Source organism: Rhizobium sp. K33, assembly GCF_056501445.1.
This window is the reverse complement of the sequence record NZ_CP096478.1, coordinates 3,147,909-3,164,987: the sequence shown is the minus strand read 5'-3', so window position 1 is coordinate 3,164,987 and position 17,079 is coordinate 3,147,909. Positions and strand designations below refer to the sequence as shown.

The following is a 17,079-nucleotide window of genomic DNA, read 5'->3' as shown; positions in this document are numbered from 1 at the left end:
CTCCCCTCTTTGACGCATTTTCTATCGGGAAAATGGGCCGCAGCAATCAAGCGCTGCAACCCGTGAAGCATTTCAGAGGCGGCCGCCGGTGAGATCGATCAGTTCGCCTGTGTCCCGCATCTTGCAGGTCATGTACTGCCGCCCGACTGCGGCTTCGATCAGCCATTCGTGCTTGCCTGGAGAGCGCGCCTTGGTGAAGTGGACCTGATGCGTGCCGACAGCGAAGTTCTGCGCCACGATCTGGGCGCAGCCCTGATAGGCCATCGGCGGGGCCTTGGCTCCGGTTGCCTGCTGGCGATGGGCCATCGAATGATCCCGCTCCGTGTTGCCGGCCTGATAGCCTTCGGCGTATCCCCTGGTGCGGTTCTGCTCCCAATAGGGATAGCCATGGACGCCATCCCGATAGCCGCGTTCGAATTCGGCCATCTCCTCGCTATCCCCGGGTTCGTAGCCCTCCTGATAGTGATGCTTGTTGTGTGCCAGGGCGGCGATGCCGAGGAGGGCGATGGCCGCTGCGGCGGCGGCTGCCTTGTCCTTGTCGCTCATGCCGGCCTCGGCCTGGGGCATGCCAACCTGGAAGGCCAGTGTGGTCGCCGCAAACAATGCGATGATGCGTTTCATGGTCACTCTCCTTTGCACCTATTTGCTTCAAGATCTGATTGCAGGTTCACCAGGCCCTCACGCGTCGTTCCGGCGGGAGCCATTCCTTGTCGCCCTCGCTGATATCGAAGGCTTCGTAGAAGGCATCGACATGCTTGAGGGCAGCGGTGGCGCGATAGAAACCTGGCGGATGGGCATTGCTCATGAAGACGCTGCGGATCGCCTGATCCGTCACTTTCATCGCCCAGAACTGCGCCCACGAAATGAAGCAGCGCTGTGCCGGGGTGAGGCCATCGATGCTGACGTTTTCTTCCGGATGTTCGGCCAGATAATCCTTCAGCGCCTCGTAGGCGAAGTTGATGCCGCCGACATCGGCCATGTTTTCGCCGACGCTCAGCGCGCCATTGAGCTTCAGCCCCGGCAGCACTTCGTAGGCGCTGGCCTGCTCAACCAGCTTCTGCGCCTCCTTTTCGAAGGCCGCAGCATCCTCAGGCTTCCACCAGTCATTTAGATTGCCCTTCGCATCGTAGAGCCGACCGCGGCTGTCGAAGCCATGGGTCATCTCGTGGCCGAGCACGGCGCCGATGCGGCAGAAGTAAGTGGCTGCGTCCTTTTCCGCCTCGAAGGCGGCCGGTTGAAGGATGGCCGCCGGAACTTCGAAGCCATTCTTTGACATGCTATAGCCGGCATTGATGATCACAGGCAGCGTCGTGCGGCTGTCGGAAAAGTCTTCGCTGACGGCGGGTTTGCCGAGCTTGGCATAGGTGCGGCCCGCATCGAAGGCGGTGAGCCGCATGATGTTGCCGACAAGGTCGTCCGCGCGGATCTCCACCGAGCCGTAGTCGATCCAGCTTTCCGGGTAGCCGATCTTGTAGGACAGCTTCTCCAGCTTCTCGAGGGCTGCCTTCTTGGTCTCCGGTGCCAGCCAGTCTCTCGTCTGCATGCGGTTCTGGAAGGTCTGGTGGACGCGCTCCACCATGTCCCGTGCTTTCGCCTTGGTATCTTCGGTGAAGTGGCGCTCGACATACAGGCGTGAAACCGGATGGCCGAGATTGGACTGCAGGGCCGATTGCACCAGTTCCGACCGGGGTGGAAGCCGATCAATGCCGTAGACGATCTTGTTCCACTCCCGCGCAGCCGCATCGAAGCGCGTGCCGAGATACGGCCTGAAGTGGTTGATCACCTTCACCTTCAGATAGTCCTTGATGTCCCCGATCGGACGGTCCTTGAGCATCTTTTCAAGGGCGGCCAGATAGCGCGGCTGGGTGAGGACAATCCTGTCCGGTGGCGCAACGTCGACAGCGGCCAGCATCTTGCCGAGATCAAGGGTTGGGATCTCCGCCTGGATATCCGCGAAGCTTTTCGGCTGATAGCTGTTGGCGGGGTTCATGGCCTCGACCGGCGTCAACGTGGCCGAATGCAGCTCCCGTTCGAGATCGGCGATCATGTCGACCACCGCCGCGGCGCGCTCTGCGTCATAGCCGGCGGTTTCCAGCACCTGCCTCAGGTTGCCGCGCAGCGCGAGGTCGAGTTCCGAGCCCGGCGGGGTGTCGTAGAGGTTTTCCTGATTGAAGATCAGGGATCCCTCGACAAGGAAAAGGGCCATCTTCGTTGTGTCGGCCTGGTCGGTCGACGGAACGAGGCCGATCAGAGCCACCTCACCGGCGACTGTAATGTATCGTCCGAGATAGGTGGCGAGGTCGTCCATCCCGGTAATGGCGTCGATCCGGGCAAGTTCCGGCTCGATCGGCGTGATGCCTTTCGCGTCAAGGGCTGGGGTGTCCATGTAGGCGTTGTAGAAGGCGCCGACCTGCTGCAGCGGGCTGCCTTTTTCTGCTGTCACCGATTTTTTGCCGGCCTCTGCCATCAGGTTCTGCATCTGCGCAGTCAGCCTTCGGCCCATGAAGTCGAAGGTATCGATGCTGACGCGATCGGCCGGCCGCTCGACGCGGTCGAGCCACCCGCCTGCGGCATAGCGGTAGAAGTCCGTTCCCGGATCCACGGAGGGATCCATGTTCGTGATCGAGAACGACAACTGGTCAGGTCCGATGTCCGGCACCGGCACCTGCTCCGCGGCCGATGCAGCGATGGATGCCGACAGAGACAGAAGGGCAAGCGAAGTCAGGCGCAGCATGGAGTTCCCTCTACGGTCGAGCATGACAGATGCCATCCGGTGGCCTTTGCCACCTCTTGCGCGTAAAGCCGATGCCGGGAGGCCGGCACCGTCATCGGTCCGATCAGAGCGAACCTTCGTTCGTCAGCGACATCACGTTCGCGACCACGCCGCTGTTCGAAACCAGGCAGCGCCAAGGCGCCCGCGTCGGACCGACGCCGACGGTCACCTGCGAATTGGCTTCCGAGAAGATCATCTCCGTGATCTGCACATCGCCGTTATTGGTGGTGTTCGACACGGCGGCGAGGCAGGCACTGCGGGCCGCTGGCGGAACGCTCTCGTCCATCAGGGGCTGGGTCGACGCCATCGGCGGCATTTCCGAGCTGCCGTCCGAGGTGCAGCCGGACAGGACTGCGGCTGCGATGCAGATCATGCTGGTGGTGACCAGGAACGTCTTCATGCCTTTTTCCCCCTCTTGTCGTTGTGTCTGCCTTACCGTTTGCGAGCCTCTCAGTTGCTCGCCTCGATCAGAAACCGGCCGGCCGCCCAGCCGGATGCGCTGCCATCGGGGCGCGAAACACGGCACCAGCGCGTCTGGGCGGTCATGCGGCATCCGCCGTTGCGCAGGATCTCGCCGTTGACCACCCGGGTGACGATCGGGCTCTGTGCCGAGGGCCGCGTTCTGATGTTGAGGGCATCGCCTGGTGAGATGCCGGCCACCTGAAAGAAGTCGGGGCCGCCCGAAAGGCCGTCGGCAAAGTCTGGCTGAGGCGGGGCGATCGGTCGGCCGCCCGTCACTTCGATCCTGAGCGTAAACCGCGCCTGCTCGTTGCGGCGCGCGGCATTGCGCATCAGGTAGACTTGGACGACATAGTCGCCGCTGTCGGGAACGATGATGTCGGCGAAATCGCCCGAGATCGAGCCGTTGAACAGCGCGTCGCCGCCGCCGGGGCCGAGGATGTTGAAGTAGTTGCTGCCGTTGGAGCTATCCATCGTGACGGCGAGACGCTGGCCGCCCCGGACGTTGACCCGGTAATTTGCGCCTTCATAGCCGCGGACCGTGCCACGGATGACCGTCGAGCTCTGGCCTCGGCCGAATTCGACGCGGACATTTTGCTCTTGCGCGACCGCCGTTTGCGGCCCCGCATCGGCGACGACAAGAAGCGCCGCCGCAATCACTCCAGCCAAGAACGCACGCCACCGACGCATCGGACATCTCCCGTTGGGAAGGCTTAGAATGCCTGCCTTGCAACCTTCCGATGTCTTCAGACTGGCATGCTGAAAGCTTGCGAACCAGTGAATTAAATTAGTCTAATATGAGAAAGTCTCATGGTTGTACCAGTTTCAGGGTCTCCTTCTGCGCGCATCGCTGGGATTTGCCGAGCTCCAGCCTGAACCAGCGGATCAACGCATCCAGAGCAGGCTCGGTGCGGCGGCTCTCCTTGATGCAGAGGTGGTAGTCCTCGTGTGTCGGGAGCTTCGCGGGATCGAGAAGTGTCAGCTGTCCAGCATCCAGTTCGGGTTGTGCGAGGAAGTCCGGAACCAGCGCTGCGCCGAGATCCCGACGCACCATGTCGAGCGCGATCACATAATGCGAGGCAAACAGCCATCGGCAGTCGAGCGGCAGGAGATCGGCCCTTCCGGTATAACGGGCATAGGCCTGCCAGTCGCTTCCGATCTTGCCGGGTTGCAGCTCGGTGGTGATGTAGCGGAAGCCCTTATTTCGTGCCGCAACAGATGAAGACACGATGGGAACGAGATTTTCCGGCCAGAGCAGCTGTGCATGGTAACCGCGATCCCTCGGCAGCGTCGTCACGAAGGCATCGCCCGAGGCATCGGAGAGCTCCGGATCCTGCGCATACATCAGGATCTGCAGATCGATATCCGGATGGGCCTGATAGAAGGACTGAAGCCGCGGCACGAGCCAGGCCTGGGCGAAACTGCTGCAGATCGCAAGCCGCACCCGATCGCGGGTGCCGCCGATCGCCTCGGCCAGCGAGCGGTCGATTTCGGCAAAGGCCGGCTGCAGGCGTCGCGCGAGGTCTCGCCCGGCATCCGTCAAGGCGATGCCGCGGCCATGTTTCTGGATCAGCCGTTCTCCGACGATTTCTCCGAGCAGACGCAACTGGTGGCTGACGGCGCTTTGGGTCACCCCGAGTTCCTCCGCTGCCGCTGCGACGGAGAGATGGCGAGAGACCGTTTCGAACGTGTGCAAGGCCCTGAGGTTATGCCTGAAATCCATCGCGTGATCCTTGAGGCGGCAACAAGCTCTAAATCCGGCGCACTCTACCCCGCCGCAGGCAAGAGTGGATGCGCCTGAAACTAACGTTTCATGAGGATTATTTAAAATTCAAGAGAGAAACTCATTGGACACCCGCGGTCGGCACTGAAATGCTCTCTCCCGTCGAAATTGTGAACGAGAGATCGACCATGAGGAAGGCAGACGAGGGCAGGCGTCTTTTTGTGAAGGGGATGTCGGCGGTCGCGCTTCTTGGCAGTCCCGTCGCACTGCTGGCCGGGGAAGTGATGAAGGAGGTCGCGGCCTTGAAGCCGGGAGAGTTCACCTGGCATCCCGAGCGGCAGCGGATCGGGCCGGTGGCGATCATCGTCTCGCTGCCGGAGCAGCGCGTCCATGTCTACCGCAACGGCATCCGCATCGCCGTTTCCACCTGCTCGACCGGAAAGCCGGGTCATGAGACGCCGACCGGCGTGTTCGTGGTCCTGCAGAAGGACAAGCATCACAAGTCCAGCACCTATGACGATGCGCCGATGCCGAACATGAACCGGCTCACCTGGTCCGGCATCGCGCTCCATGCCGGAAATCTGCCCGGTTATCCGGCCTCGCATGGCTGCGTGCGCCTGCCCATGGACTTTTCGGAGCGCCTGTTCGGCATCACCCATCTCGGCACACCGGTGATCATCTCGGGCGCCGCCACCGACCCCTATGACATCACCCATCCGGGCATGGTGCTCGGCGCCTATGCGGCCCGCGAGTTCGAGGGCGCGGTCGCGGCCCTGCACGGCAAGGAGCGCCCCAGCGACTGGACGGATCTGAGCAAGCAGCCGGTGGTTTCGGTGATCATGTCAACCTATGACGGGCGTGCCCTCCTGGTGGAGAATTCGGAGATCCGCGCAGAGGGCCAGATCACCGTCAGCGGCAGGGACAAGCTCGGCAGCCATGTCTTTCTGCTGGACAGTCTCGATCAGGCTGCCCAAGGCATGCGCTGGATCGCGTTTGCGAACTCCGAGGAAGATCCGGGGGTTGTCAGCACGGCCGCCAACATCATCTCCCGCATCTCGGCCGACCCGCCTTTCGTCTCCACCATGCAAAAGGTCCTGCATCCCGGCGCCATCCTCATCCTCACCGACGCGCCGCTTGCCCCCGACAGCCGATCGGGCAAGGATTTTGTGATCATGAGTTGAGAACGAACCTTCCCATGCACACGCCCATCGCTGCAGAGGAGAGGCGGCGTAGTCCACAGCGCCACATCCGGGGTCACTATTTCACACGATCCGATCGAAACCGGTCGCGCGGTGGTCAAGATTTGACCCGAGATGTTCTAGCCACCGAAGTGGAACAATCACTTCCGTTTTCCGTTCTCAACGGGTGAGCGAAAGGGAGTGAAGATGAATAATGTAATCTATCTCGTAGGCTTGGTTGTCGTTGTCATTGCGGTCCTATCGTTCTTTGGTTTGGGCTGAGCGACATCCAACGCTTCTTGGCGGATACTATCCGCTTCACCGGTGATGATCGGGCCATAATCCAGCCCGTTCTTCACCGGTTGCCGTCTTCAAATACCTTCAATTCCCGCCATGCATGGCCCGCGCCTCACAAGGATCGGGCCTTTATCTTTGAGCTGGGGCTGAGGTCGCGCTGGGATGGTGCACCCGCGAGGATCGAAGAAGTGTTTGATGTTGATGAGGGTTGACGTCACGGGCATCGGCGCCATGTCGACCGGTGGAGTTGCTCAGTCGAAAGTGTCCCATGAATTGCCGAAATCGTATCGCCAGCCTTCTGGTTCTTCTGGTCCTCATCATTCTTCCATCGCTCGCTCATGCGCAGGAGAGTGCTGAGCCTGCCCCAAATCCGACCAGTAGCGTCAATGATCTGATCCGGATCCTGGAGAGCGAGGAAGCGCGGGGTGCGCTTCTCGACAGGCTTAAGGCTGAGGCTGCCGCGCAGGAGAGCGGGGAGGTGGGCGACGCGAACTCGACGATCGCGCGGCAGGTTGCCGAGCAAACGCGGGCCGCAGCCGAGCAGATCGTCGATGGGGCGGAGGCGGTCTGGAGCGGGCTTGCGGCTCTCGTCGTGATGTTCTCCGATCCTAGCCTGGTTGATTTTGCGGATTTCCGCACTCTGGTGATCAACGTCATTCTGGTCGGCGCGGGGCTGTTTGCGTCCTATCTCGTGCTCAGGCTCCTGGCGCATCCTCTCCAGCGCTCGCTCGATCGCCGTGCTGCCGGACGCAACTGGTCGATCCGGACGGCGCTCGTACTTGTCGCAACGATCATCGACATCCTGACCGTGGCCCTGGCCTGGGGTGCTGGCTATCTGATCGCTCTGCAGCTCGTCGGCGGCAGAACCGGGCAGATGGACATCAACCAGACCCTGCTCCTGAATGCCTTCCTGGTCGTGGAGATGATCAAGGTCGCGATGCGGCTCTTCCTGCAGGCGCGCTTTCCAAACCTCAGGGTCCTGCCGATCTCGGACCTGACGGCTGCCTATTGGTATTTCTGGCTTGCGCGCGTCGTTTCACTGATCGGCTACACCTTCATGTTCGTGGCGCCGATCCTGGCGTCGAACGTTTCGGAAGCCGCGGCCCAGGCTGCGCGGGTGCTGGTCATGCTGACGGCGCTGGTGATCGGGATCGTTGTCATCCTGCAGAACCGCGAGCGGGTTCGTCATGTCTTCTCGTCGCGGGCGGCAACGGGTCGGACCGATTTCATCAGCCGTAGCGGCGCCCTGCTCGCGGGCATCTGGCATCTCCTGGCCATCGCGTATCTCATTGCCATCTTCGCCGTCTGGCTGGTCAATCCTACGGATGCCCTGCCTTTCATGATGGCGGCGACGCTGAAATCGGGTGTGGCTGTCGTCGTGGGCGGATTGGTGATTGCCTTTATCGGCCGCTTCGCGAATGTGGGCCTGAGGCTTCCCGATGATGTGCGGGCGCGTCTGCCGGCGCTTGAGGCGCGACTGAAGGCCTTCGTGCCGCGGGTCATGCAGATCATCCGGACGGTGGTGACGATCGGTGTGATCATCGCCATTGCGCAGTCCTGGGGGCTCATCGACTTCCTCGGCTGGCTTTCCTCCGAGGCAGGTCAGCGGATCAGCGGTTCGGCTCTGGCGGCGCTGGTCATTCTGTTGCTCGGCTTCGTCGCCTATCTCGCCATGTCTTCCTGGGTGGAATATCGGCTCAACCCGCAATTTGGCAGCATTCCGACCAGCCGTGAAAAAACGCTGCTCTCCCTCTTCCAGAATGCCTTCACCATTGCGCTCGTCGTCCTGGTTTCGATGCTGGCGCTGGCGCAGATCGGCGTCAATATCGCGCCCTTGCTGGCCGGTGCCGGTGTTCTCGGTCTGGCGATCGGCTTTGGCGCGCAGAAGCTCGTTCAGGACATCATCACCGGCGTCTTCATCCAGCTGGAAAATGTCATGAACGAAGGCGATGTCGTCAGCCTTGGCAGCCTTAGCGGGGTCGTGGAAAGGCTGACGATCCGCTCCGTTTCGATCCGCTCTCTCGATGGAACGCTGCATCTGATCCCGTTTTCTTCCGTCGACACCGTTTCCAACATGATGAAGGGCTTCAGCTATCATGTGGCGGAAATCGGGGTTGCCTATCGCGAGAACATCGATGAGGTGAAGGAGGCGATGCAGGAGGCCTTCGACCTTCTGATGCAGAGCGAATGGCGCGACATGATCATCGACAAACTCGACATGCATGGCGTCACCGCTTTCGCCGACAGTGCGGTGATGGTGCGCGCCCGCATCAAGACCGTTCCGGGCGGTCACTGGGCCACGGGACGCGCCTATAACGAGTTCATCAAGCAGGTCTTCGACAGGCGGGGGATCGAGATCCCATTCCCGCATGTCACCCTCTATATGGGCGAGGACAAGGCCGGGGGTGCGCCGCCCCTTCGGGTGAAGAACGACGCAGTCTCGAAGACGGATGCGTCCGAAAAGCCGACCTTGATCACGGAAACGGATTGATCGAGAGGCGAGAGCTGCAATCGCCGCAGTTCCCGCTTAGACCTGTTCTGCGACAAGGTGGCCGCCACCGATATCAACGAGCTTCACGCGTTCGGGCTGGGTGCCGATCTTCCAGACGGGGCTCGGGATCTCGTCGGACATTCTGAGCCCCGGTTGGCGCTCGCGGCGTGGGTCGGGGACTGGCACGGCGGACAGTAGCCGCTGCGTATAGGGATGCTGCGGATTGCCGAAGAGCTGGGCGCGCGTCCCCATCTCGACGATCTGGCCGAGATACATGACTGCCACGCGGTCGGAGATGTTCTCGACCACAGCCATATCGTGGCTGATGAAGAGGTAGGTAACGCCGCTCTCCTTCTGCAGGTCGCGGAGAAGGTCGAGAACCTTCGCCTGGATGGAAACGTCGAGAGCGGCGACGCTCTCATCGCACACGATCAGCTTGGGCTTGAGGGCGAGCGCCCGGGCGATGCAGATGCGCTGGCGCTGGCCGCCCGAAAACTGGTGCGGATAGCGATTGTAGACGCTCGGCGACATTTCCACGCGCTCCAGCAGCTCGCGCACGCGGGCCCTCTGTTCGTCTGGCGTGCCGATCCCATGGATCACCAGAGGCTCGCGGATCAGTTCGCCAACGGTCATCCGCCCATCAAGAGCCGCCATCGGATCCTGGAAGACGATCTGCAAATCGCGGCGGACTGCCTTGCGCCCGGCGCTGCCCAGATCATGCAGAGCCTGGCCGTTGATCTCGATGCGGCCGGTATGCGGCACAAGCCCCACCAGTGCCTTCGCCATGGTCGACTTGCCGCAGCCGGATTCCCCGACCAATGACAGGGTCTCACCCCGGAATATCTCCATCGAGACATGTTCGACGGCGTGCACTCGTGCGGCGACGCGGCCGAGCAAGCCCTGGCGGATCGGAAACGTCACCGAGACGTCGTCATATCTGACCAGCACGTCGCGGCTTTGCGGCTCTTCCCGGGAAGCCCCCGTGCCGATGCGGGGAACGGCTGCGAGGAGATCGCGGGTATACTGATCCTGGGGCGCATCGAAGAGATCGACCGTCGAGGCGCTCTCGACCATTTTCCCCTTGCGCATCACAATGACCCGGTCGGCCATCTCCGCAACGACGCCCATGTCGTGGGTGATGAGAATGACGGCCGTCCCGAGTTCCCGCTGCAGGTCTCTCAGGAGGTCGAGCACCTCACGCTGTACCGTCACGTCGAGCGCCGTCGTCGGTTCGTCCGCGATGAGAACGGCGGGGCGCAGGGCGATGGCCATGGCGATCATCACACGCTGACGCATGCCGCCTGAAAGCTCGTGGGGATATTGCTCCAGCCGCTTCTCCGGCTGGGACAGCCGGACAGCCTTCACCGCCTCGAGCGCGCGGGTCCTTGCTTGAGAAAGGGAAAGCGGTTCATGGGCGCGGATTGCTTCGATCAACTGGCGCCCGATGCTCATGACCGGGTTGAGCGCCGTCATCGGTTCCTGGAAGATCATGGCGATGCGCGCGCCGCGCATCGCCTGCATCGTCTTTTCCGGAAGCGTGGTCAGCTCCGTTTCGCCGAAGCGGATGGAGCCCCCCGTCACCCTTACGGCAGGGGCCGGCAAAAGCCCCATGCAGGCGAGCGAGGTGATGGACTTGCCGGAGCCGCTTTCCCCCGCGATCGCCAGTGTTTCTCCGCGATGCAGATCGAAGCTCAGTCCGTCGACAAGCGGAACGAGCCCCTGATTGGAGCGGGCAGAGACCTGCAGGTCGCGAACCGACAGGACGATATCCGCCGTCTTGTCGATCACGGGTGAAAGCATGGCTGCGGTCATTCGAAGACGGCCCTCGGGAAATAGAAGCTGACAACGACATTGGGCATGTCGACGATTTCGGAGATCCGCAGATCGCCACAGGTCGAGACGAGCATATAAGCGTCCACCGGATCCATTTTTTGGTTGGTGGCGAGCAGATCGACCATCCCGGCGACAGCATCCTTGGCCGCGGTCCACAGGTCAGGGCCAATGCCCGTCGTCACTTCATAGCCCTTGGCGTCGAGGTGACGCGTCACCGGACCCGGTGTCGTGAAGCGTGGGGTCTTCAGCGGCTGGTCCTTGATGAGGTCGAGCGTCAGCACGACGTCGAACGGGCTTTCGATGGCCGTGCCGCAAACTTCCCCGTCACCTTGTGCGGCATGGGTGTCGCCGACGGAAAAGAGTGCGCCATCGACCTCGACCGGCAGGTAGAGCGTCGTGCCAGCTGCGAGATCGCGAATATCGAGATTGCCGCCCACGCGGCGCGGCGGCACAACGGTGTGATGGCCCTTCTCGGCCAGCGCGTTGCCGATGGTCCCGGCAAACGGCTTCAGCGGCACGCGGCCATTCTTGCCGAAGAGGGCAGGCTCCATGCTCGTTGCGTCGAATTTCCAGACGTTGAGCGCGGGGGCGGTGAACTGATCAGCCAGCAGCCCGAAGCCCGGAATGTTCGCCGTCCATCCGAAGCCCGCACCATCGCGCAGCTGCGGGGTGAAGCTCTCGATCGTCACCTTCAGCACGTCGCCGGGCTTGGCGCCATCGACGTAGATCGGTCCGGATACGGGGTTGATCTTGGCGAAATCCAGCGCCACCACGTCCTCGACGGTGGACTGGGGGCCGAGCTGGCCCCCAGAACTGTCAAGGCACTGGAACAGGATCGTCTCGCCCGGCGCAGCGGTCAGGGCAGGGGCAAACGCGTTGTCCCAGCCGAAATGGTGCTGATGGGCATGGATCGTGTGGTTGCAGTGCTTGCACATGGCTGCATCACTCCTTGATGAAGACGTAGTCGTAGTTGACCGGGATCGAGACCGGATCGACATAGAGAGCGTCATCGCCGCCCATACGGGCCGACTTCATCGTGTAACGCTGCTCGTTGAAGACCGGCGCCCAGGGAGCGTCTTCCATCACCTTCATGTAGATGTCGGACCATTTTGCCAGACGCTCGTCCGTCTTGGCCGGATCCACGATGGAATCGGCCTCGGCGGCCGCCTTGTCGAGATCGGCGTTGCAATACTTCGCCCAGTTCCAGCCGCCTTCGCCAGCGCCGCTGCAGCCGAGGATCGGACCGTAGAAGTTAGCCGGATCCGGGAAGTCTGCAATCCAGGCCATGCCGCCGGACCAGATCATCGGCGCGTTGCCGGCACCGCCGGCTTCGATCACGTTGGCCTGGGCAAGAGACTTGATCGAGGCGTTGATGCCGATCGCTTTCAGATCCTGCTGGATCGCCTGGGCGATGCGCGGGTTCGGGTCCGTGTTCATGACGAACAGTTCGGTGTCGAAGCCGTCTGCATAGCCGGCGTCCGCCAGGAGCTTCTTGGCCCCTTCCTGATCGAACTTGTAGCCGGCATAGTCCTTGGTGTAGCCGGGCATGGACGGCGGAAGCGGCTGGGTTGCCGGGACAGCGCGACCGTTGATGACCTGAACGATGCGGTCCTTGTTGATCGCCATGTTGACGGCGCGGCGGACTTCGACCTTGTCGAACGGCGCCTTGGTGACGTTCATCGTGATATAGCCGGTGTGCAGCTGACCGCCTTCGACCACGAGGCTCTTCTGCGCCTCGTCCTGCATGACTTCCACGAACTTCGCCGGCGGGATGCCGTCGCCGGGCACGTCGACTTCGCCGTTCTGGGCGCGGAGCAGGGCAACCACCGGCTCCTGACCGACTTCAACCGTGAAGCTGTCGAGGTAAGGCACGCCGGAGATCCAGTAGTCAGGGTTCTTTTCGAAGACGAGACGCTGGCCGAGTGTCCATTCCGTCAGCTTGAAGGCGCCGGTGCCGACCGGCTTCTTGCCGAAGTCTGCTCCGGCTTCCTCAACGGCTTCCTTCGGCACGATGAAGGAGAAGTTGAGCGCCATGATGTGCAGGAACGTCGCGTCCGGGCGCGAGAGCTTGAACACCACGGTGCCTGCATCCTGGGCAGTCACGCCGGTAACGGTTTCGGCCTTGCCTTCTGCGGCTGCGTCATAGCCTTCGATCATCGAGAAGAAGCCCTGGCCGGGCGACTGCGTGGCCGGGTTTACCACGCGGTTGATCGAGTAGACGACGTCATCGGCAACCAGTTCGCGGCCGTTGTGGAACTTGACGCCGGGGCGCAGCTTGAAGGTGTAGGTCAGCCCGTCCTCGGAGATTTCATAGCTTTCAGCGAGGCCCGGGCGCAGGGTCGTGGTGCCGGGCTCGTAGTCCATCAGGCCGTCGAAGACCGACTTGATCATCGACCAGTTCTGCCAGTCATAGCCGATCGCCGGATCGAGAGTCGCGACATCGTCCTTGTAGGTCACCACCATGTTGCCGCCGTGCTTCGGCTCCTGAGCCTGGACCGGCGCGAAGGCTGGCAGAGCCATGAGCGTTGCGAGGGCAGTCGAAAGAATGAGCTTCTTCATAGGCCTTACTCCTGTGGGTTGAGGTTTCAGCGTAGTTTGATGCGAGGATCGATGAGGGGCGAAATCAGGTCGGCAATCAGGTTGCCAAGGACGATGCCGCAGGCCGAGACCAGCGTGACGCCCATGATGATCGGGATGTCGACGCGCTGGATGGCCTGCCAGGCCAGCTGGCCTATGCCCGGCCAGCCGAACACGCTCTCGACCACGACGATGCCAGACATGAAGATGCCGATGTCGATGCCAACCATGGCGATGATCGGCAGGATCGCATTGGGCAAAGCGTGATTGAGAATGACCTTGCTGCGCCCGAGGCCCTTGGCTCGGGCGGTGCGGATGAAATCTGCCCGCAGGACATCGATCATCGATGAGCGCATGATGCGGGAGTACCAGCCGGAGCCGAGAATCCCGAGCGTGATCGCGGGGAGCACTAGATGGGCGAAGGTGCCGTAGCCGCCGATCGGAAACCAGCCGAGCTTTACGGCGAAGACGAAGAGCAGCAGCAGGGCGACCACGAATTGCGGGGCAGAGACGGTCAGGAAGCTCGTCAGCATCAGGCCGTTGTCGATCGCCTTGCCGCGATTCAGCGCCGCAATGATGCCGAGCGGCAAGCCGATCAGCAGTTCGCAGGCGATCGCTGCGACCAGCAGAAGCAGGGTCGCCGGCAGGCGGGAGAAGAGGAGTTCGGCAACCTCGGTCTTCTGCAGGTAGGACCGCCCAAAATCGCCTTGGACCAGGTTCCAGAGGTAATTGCCATACTGGACAATGAACGGCTGATCGAGGCCGAGCTGCTGGCGGATACTCTCGACTGTCGCGGCCGTTGCCGAACGTCCGGCGATCTGACGGACCGGGTCGGCCGGCAGGACGTAGAGCAGCACGAAGGTGATGAAGGACACGCCAAGCAGGATCAGTGCCGATTGGACCAGTCGTCTCAAAATGTAAGCGGCCATCAGTCACGCCCCTGTTGTGTCGGGTCGAGGATGTCGCGCAAGGCGTCTCCGACGAGGTTGAAGGCGAGAGCCAGCAAGAGGATGGCTGCGCCGGGGATGAAGACGAGCCAGGGCGCCGACTGGAAGTAGGTCTGGTTCTCGAAAATGATGTTGCCCCAAGACGGCATTGGCGGTTGTACGCCGATGCCGAGGAAAGACAGGGTCGCCTCCAGCAGCACGGTCGTCGAGATGCCGAGGGTCCCCCAGACGATCAGGGTCGGGACGAGATGCGGCAGGATGTGTCTGAACAGAATGCGGCCATGGCCCGCGCCCAGCGTCTTTTCTGCAGCGATATAGTCCCGCTCGGCCAAGGAGGAAGTCTCCGTGAAGATCACCCGTGCCGTCTGCACCCAGTTGACGAAGGCGATGACCATCGCAACGATCCAAAGGGAGGGGGAGAAGATGGCGGCAAGGCAGATGGCCAGCAGAAGAGCGGGAAACGCCATCATAAGGTCGGTGAAGCGCATGAGGACAGCACCAATGATCCCGCGGAAGTAACCTGCGGTGACGCCGACCAGCGTGCCAATCAGCAGGGCCGCGCCGTTTGCCGCCAGACCGATGATGAGCGACGTCTGTGCGCCGTAGAGAACGCGTGAGAACAGGTCGCGTCCGAGAAGGTCGGTGCCGAACCAGAAGGTTGCATTGGGCGGCATCGGCGCGCCTTCGATAGTCAGACCGTCAAAGAACTGCTCGTAAGGATCGAAGGGCGCCAGCCATCGGGCAAAGAGTGCGCCGCCGACACAGATCAGGATGATGATCAGTCCCAGGACCGCCAGCTTGCGCCGGGCGATCTGCTGGAGGACGGAAGGTCCGCTTTCCGACAGGATTATCGGATTAGGCGGGGTCGATGTTTCTGACATCGTCAGTGCCCTTCTCGTTCGAGTAGTTTGCCACGAGCCGTTCGGCGGCCACTTCGATCGTCACCCGCCAGGCCATCGCGGTCTGGCGGAGGAACTCATAGGCCTCTGCCTCCGTCTTGCCCTTCATGATGAAGATCATCACTGCACGCACGATGGTCTGGCGCGCCGAAAGGCGAGTCTGCAGATCGGCAATAAGCGCCTCGGATGCCTTGGCGCGGTCGAAATTGCTGCGGGCGACGAGGAGGGCGGCATAGACGCCCTTGTCGCTCATCGGTTTAAGAAGCTGAGCATGCGCCCCCATCTGCATGGCCCATCGCAGGCGACCGGGTGCTTCCGAGCCGATCAAGGCGATCATGGGCATCGGAGATTGGCCCGCCGCCCAGGGGAACTGTTCGTCGTGCCCCATGTCGGCATCGTAGAAGATGAAGTCCGCTTCGATCGTTTCGGCCGGCAGCTCCGGCCAGGCTTCGTGCACGTCCAGCCCGATGACGCCGAGCTGGCGGACGAGGCCTTGCACGGAGGGGTGGGGCCTGTGCAGGACCCACGCCGTTGCTCCGCCGAGATTCTCCGTCCTGATCCGTGTCATGAAACCACCTGCAGGCGGGATCCCGGTCGCGCCGGCTGCGACCGTTGCGTGAGATAGGGATCGGCGCGCATTTCCGGCAGTGTCTTGATCTGGTGGAAACGGCGGTCCTTCAGTTGAGCGATGATCGTCGGCTGGCTTGCATGGAGGTGTACCGGGTCCAGCCGCGTCTTGCGCCGACCGCGAACGGCGGAGTGCAGCAGTTCGGCCAGAGAGAGCTCTTCGGCGCCCGGCCGGCCATTCAGCAGCCAGGCGAGCTCATGCACCGACTGGCGGGCCATCTCCTGAAACGAGCCGCCGAGGCCGCCGTCCGGCTCGAACCAGGGGCCTGCAGAGATCAGCCCGTCGGCCGCGTCGCCGGCTGCATCGATTTCGCATTCGGTGAAGTTGCAGGAGAGGACGGTCATGCCTTCTGTGGCTCCCAGTTCCTGCTTCAGCTGCGCCAAACGCTCGAGAAACGCATAGGCGCTGTCGCCCACCAGCGAGTTCAATATGAAGCTCGGCCTCAAGGTCCTGATATCGTTGATGATATGGTCGAGCTCGGTATCGCCCAGCGGCAGATAGCGATCTGCAAGAACCTGTCCGCCCGCGGCGGTGATCTTCTCTCGCGCGATCTGCGCCATCTCCCAGCCCCAGATGTAGTTGGAGCCGATGAGGTAAGCGCGCGAGCCCAGTGCCGGGAGCGCCCAGTCGAGCAGTGGCAGGAGATGCTGGTTGGGGCAGGAGTGCATGTAGGCGACGCGTTCCGACGCCTCGAACCCCTCATAGGGCACCGGATACCACAGAACCCCGTCGAACCGCTCGAGCTCAGGGATGACTTCCTTGCGGCTTGCCGAGGTGATGCAGCCGAAGATGTGCCGAGCCTGGGAGCCTCGCAGAATTTCCCGGCAGAGCGGCGCGTAGCGGTCAAGGCGACCATCGGGATCCCGTTCGACGACGTGGAACGACAAGTCGAGATCCGGGTCGGCATTGACCTCTGCCACGCCTGTCAGCACGCCATTGCGGCTCGCGCCTGCAAGTGCCGCATACATGCCTCCCCGGGAGAGCAGTAGGCCGATGTTGATGATCCGCTTCATGGAAGCTCCAATGCAAAAGCCCCGCACGATGCGCGCCGGAAGACGCGATCAGAACGGGGCCCAAATGCCAGATATTTCGCACAGCCTACCCATGAAGCCTGTGCTTGTGAAGTTTAATTGCGTGATGAACCCATAAATTTATGAAATCAGTCCTCTGCGCCTGCTTGTTGCGCAAGATTTGTGCATTCGTTGCTTAAGCGGAGTGCAGGGTGACTTGAAGCGTGCATCTCCAGGGTTGCTCTCTGTAGCGAGGAGGGGCCC

14 protein-coding genes are annotated in these 17,079 nt (G+C 62.1%); 2 read left to right on the top strand and 12 right to left on the bottom strand.

Annotated features, from left to right (window positions below; all coding sequences use genetic code 11):
* Nucleotides 1-72: 72 nt before the first annotated feature.
* The 5 genes from M1E12_RS15420 to M1E12_RS15400 form a co-directional block, all read right to left on the bottom strand.
* A complete protein-coding gene (locus M1E12_RS15420; protein WP_479562428.1) occupies nucleotides 73-621 on the bottom strand; it encodes a hypothetical protein in 549 nt (182 codons plus the stop codon).
* 46 nt (nucleotides 622-667) lie between these two features.
* Nucleotides 668-2,734 (bottom strand): M13 family metallopeptidase, encoded by a 2,067-nt coding sequence (locus tag M1E12_RS15415; RefSeq protein ID WP_479562427.1) that lies wholly within the window; start codon nucleotides 2,732-2,734, stop codon nucleotides 668-670.
* 103 nt (nucleotides 2,735-2,837) lie between these two features.
* Nucleotides 2,838-3,173 carry a putative periplasmic lipoprotein gene (locus tag M1E12_RS15410; protein WP_479562426.1) on the bottom strand — a complete coding sequence of 112 codons (336 nt, stop codon included), beginning with the start codon at nucleotides 3,171-3,173 and terminating at the stop codon, nucleotides 2,838-2,840.
* A 50-nt stretch (nucleotides 3,174-3,223) separates the two neighbouring features.
* Nucleotides 3,224-3,922: an SH3 domain-containing protein gene (locus M1E12_RS15405; RefSeq protein ID WP_479562425.1), complete on the bottom strand. Its 699-nt coding sequence runs from the start codon at nucleotides 3,920-3,922 to the stop codon at nucleotides 3,224-3,226.
* A gap of 118 nt (nucleotides 3,923-4,040) precedes the next feature.
* Complete coding sequence (locus M1E12_RS15400; RefSeq protein ID WP_479562424.1) at nucleotides 4,041-4,955, bottom strand: LysR family transcriptional regulator; 915 nt, start codon at nucleotides 4,953-4,955, stop codon at nucleotides 4,041-4,043.
* 188 nt (nucleotides 4,956-5,143) lie between these two features.
* Between M1E12_RS15400 and M1E12_RS15395 the strand changes: the two genes are divergently transcribed.
* Complete coding sequence (locus tag M1E12_RS15395; RefSeq protein WP_479562423.1) at nucleotides 5,144-6,136, top strand: L,D-transpeptidase; 993 nt, start codon at nucleotides 5,144-5,146, stop codon at nucleotides 6,134-6,136.
* A 562-nt stretch (nucleotides 6,137-6,698) separates the two neighbouring features.
* Nucleotides 6,699-8,921 carry a mechanosensitive ion channel domain-containing protein gene (locus M1E12_RS15390; RefSeq protein ID WP_479562422.1) on the top strand — a complete coding sequence of 741 codons (2,223 nt, stop codon included), beginning with the start codon at nucleotides 6,699-6,701 and terminating at the stop codon, nucleotides 8,919-8,921.
* 36 nt (nucleotides 8,922-8,957) lie between these two features.
* Here M1E12_RS15390 and M1E12_RS15385 read toward each other — a convergent pair whose 3' ends face one another.
* From M1E12_RS15385 to M1E12_RS15355, 7 genes are read right to left on the bottom strand one after another with little or no spacing between them, the layout of a single operon-like run.
* Nucleotides 8,958-10,733: an ABC transporter ATP-binding protein gene (locus M1E12_RS15385; RefSeq protein ID WP_479562421.1), complete on the bottom strand. Its 1,776-nt coding sequence runs from the start codon at nucleotides 10,731-10,733 to the stop codon at nucleotides 8,958-8,960.
* Nucleotides 10,730-11,689 (bottom strand): acetamidase/formamidase family protein, encoded by a 960-nt coding sequence (locus M1E12_RS15380; protein ID WP_479562420.1) that lies wholly within the window; start codon nucleotides 11,687-11,689, stop codon nucleotides 10,730-10,732. The genes M1E12_RS15385 and M1E12_RS15380 overlap by 4 nt, the downstream gene beginning before the upstream one ends.
* Before the next feature lie 7 nt (nucleotides 11,690-11,696).
* Entirely contained in the window at nucleotides 11,697-13,313 is a 1,617-nt protein-coding gene (locus M1E12_RS15375; protein WP_479562419.1) for an ABC transporter substrate-binding protein, read from the bottom strand.
* 26 nt (nucleotides 13,314-13,339) lie between these two features.
* Nucleotides 13,340-14,260: an ABC transporter permease gene (locus M1E12_RS15370; RefSeq protein ID WP_479562418.1), complete on the bottom strand. Its 921-nt coding sequence runs from the start codon at nucleotides 14,258-14,260 to the stop codon at nucleotides 13,340-13,342.
* Nucleotides 14,260-15,159 carry an ABC transporter permease gene (locus M1E12_RS15365; protein WP_136537812.1) on the bottom strand — a complete coding sequence of 300 codons (900 nt, stop codon included), beginning with the start codon at nucleotides 15,157-15,159 and terminating at the stop codon, nucleotides 14,260-14,262. Before M1E12_RS15365 ends, M1E12_RS15370 begins: the two co-directional genes overlap by 1 nt.
* Complete coding sequence (locus M1E12_RS15360) at nucleotides 15,134-15,745, bottom strand: ANTAR domain-containing response regulator (RefSeq protein WP_136537813.1); 612 nt, start codon at nucleotides 15,743-15,745, stop codon at nucleotides 15,134-15,136. The genes M1E12_RS15365 and M1E12_RS15360 overlap by 26 nt, the downstream gene beginning before the upstream one ends.
* Complete coding sequence (locus M1E12_RS15355) at nucleotides 15,742-16,818, bottom strand: transporter substrate-binding protein (protein ID WP_136537814.1); 1,077 nt, start codon at nucleotides 16,816-16,818, stop codon at nucleotides 15,742-15,744. Before M1E12_RS15355 ends, M1E12_RS15360 begins: the two co-directional genes overlap by 4 nt.
* Between the last annotated feature and the right edge of the window lie 261 nt (nucleotides 16,819-17,079).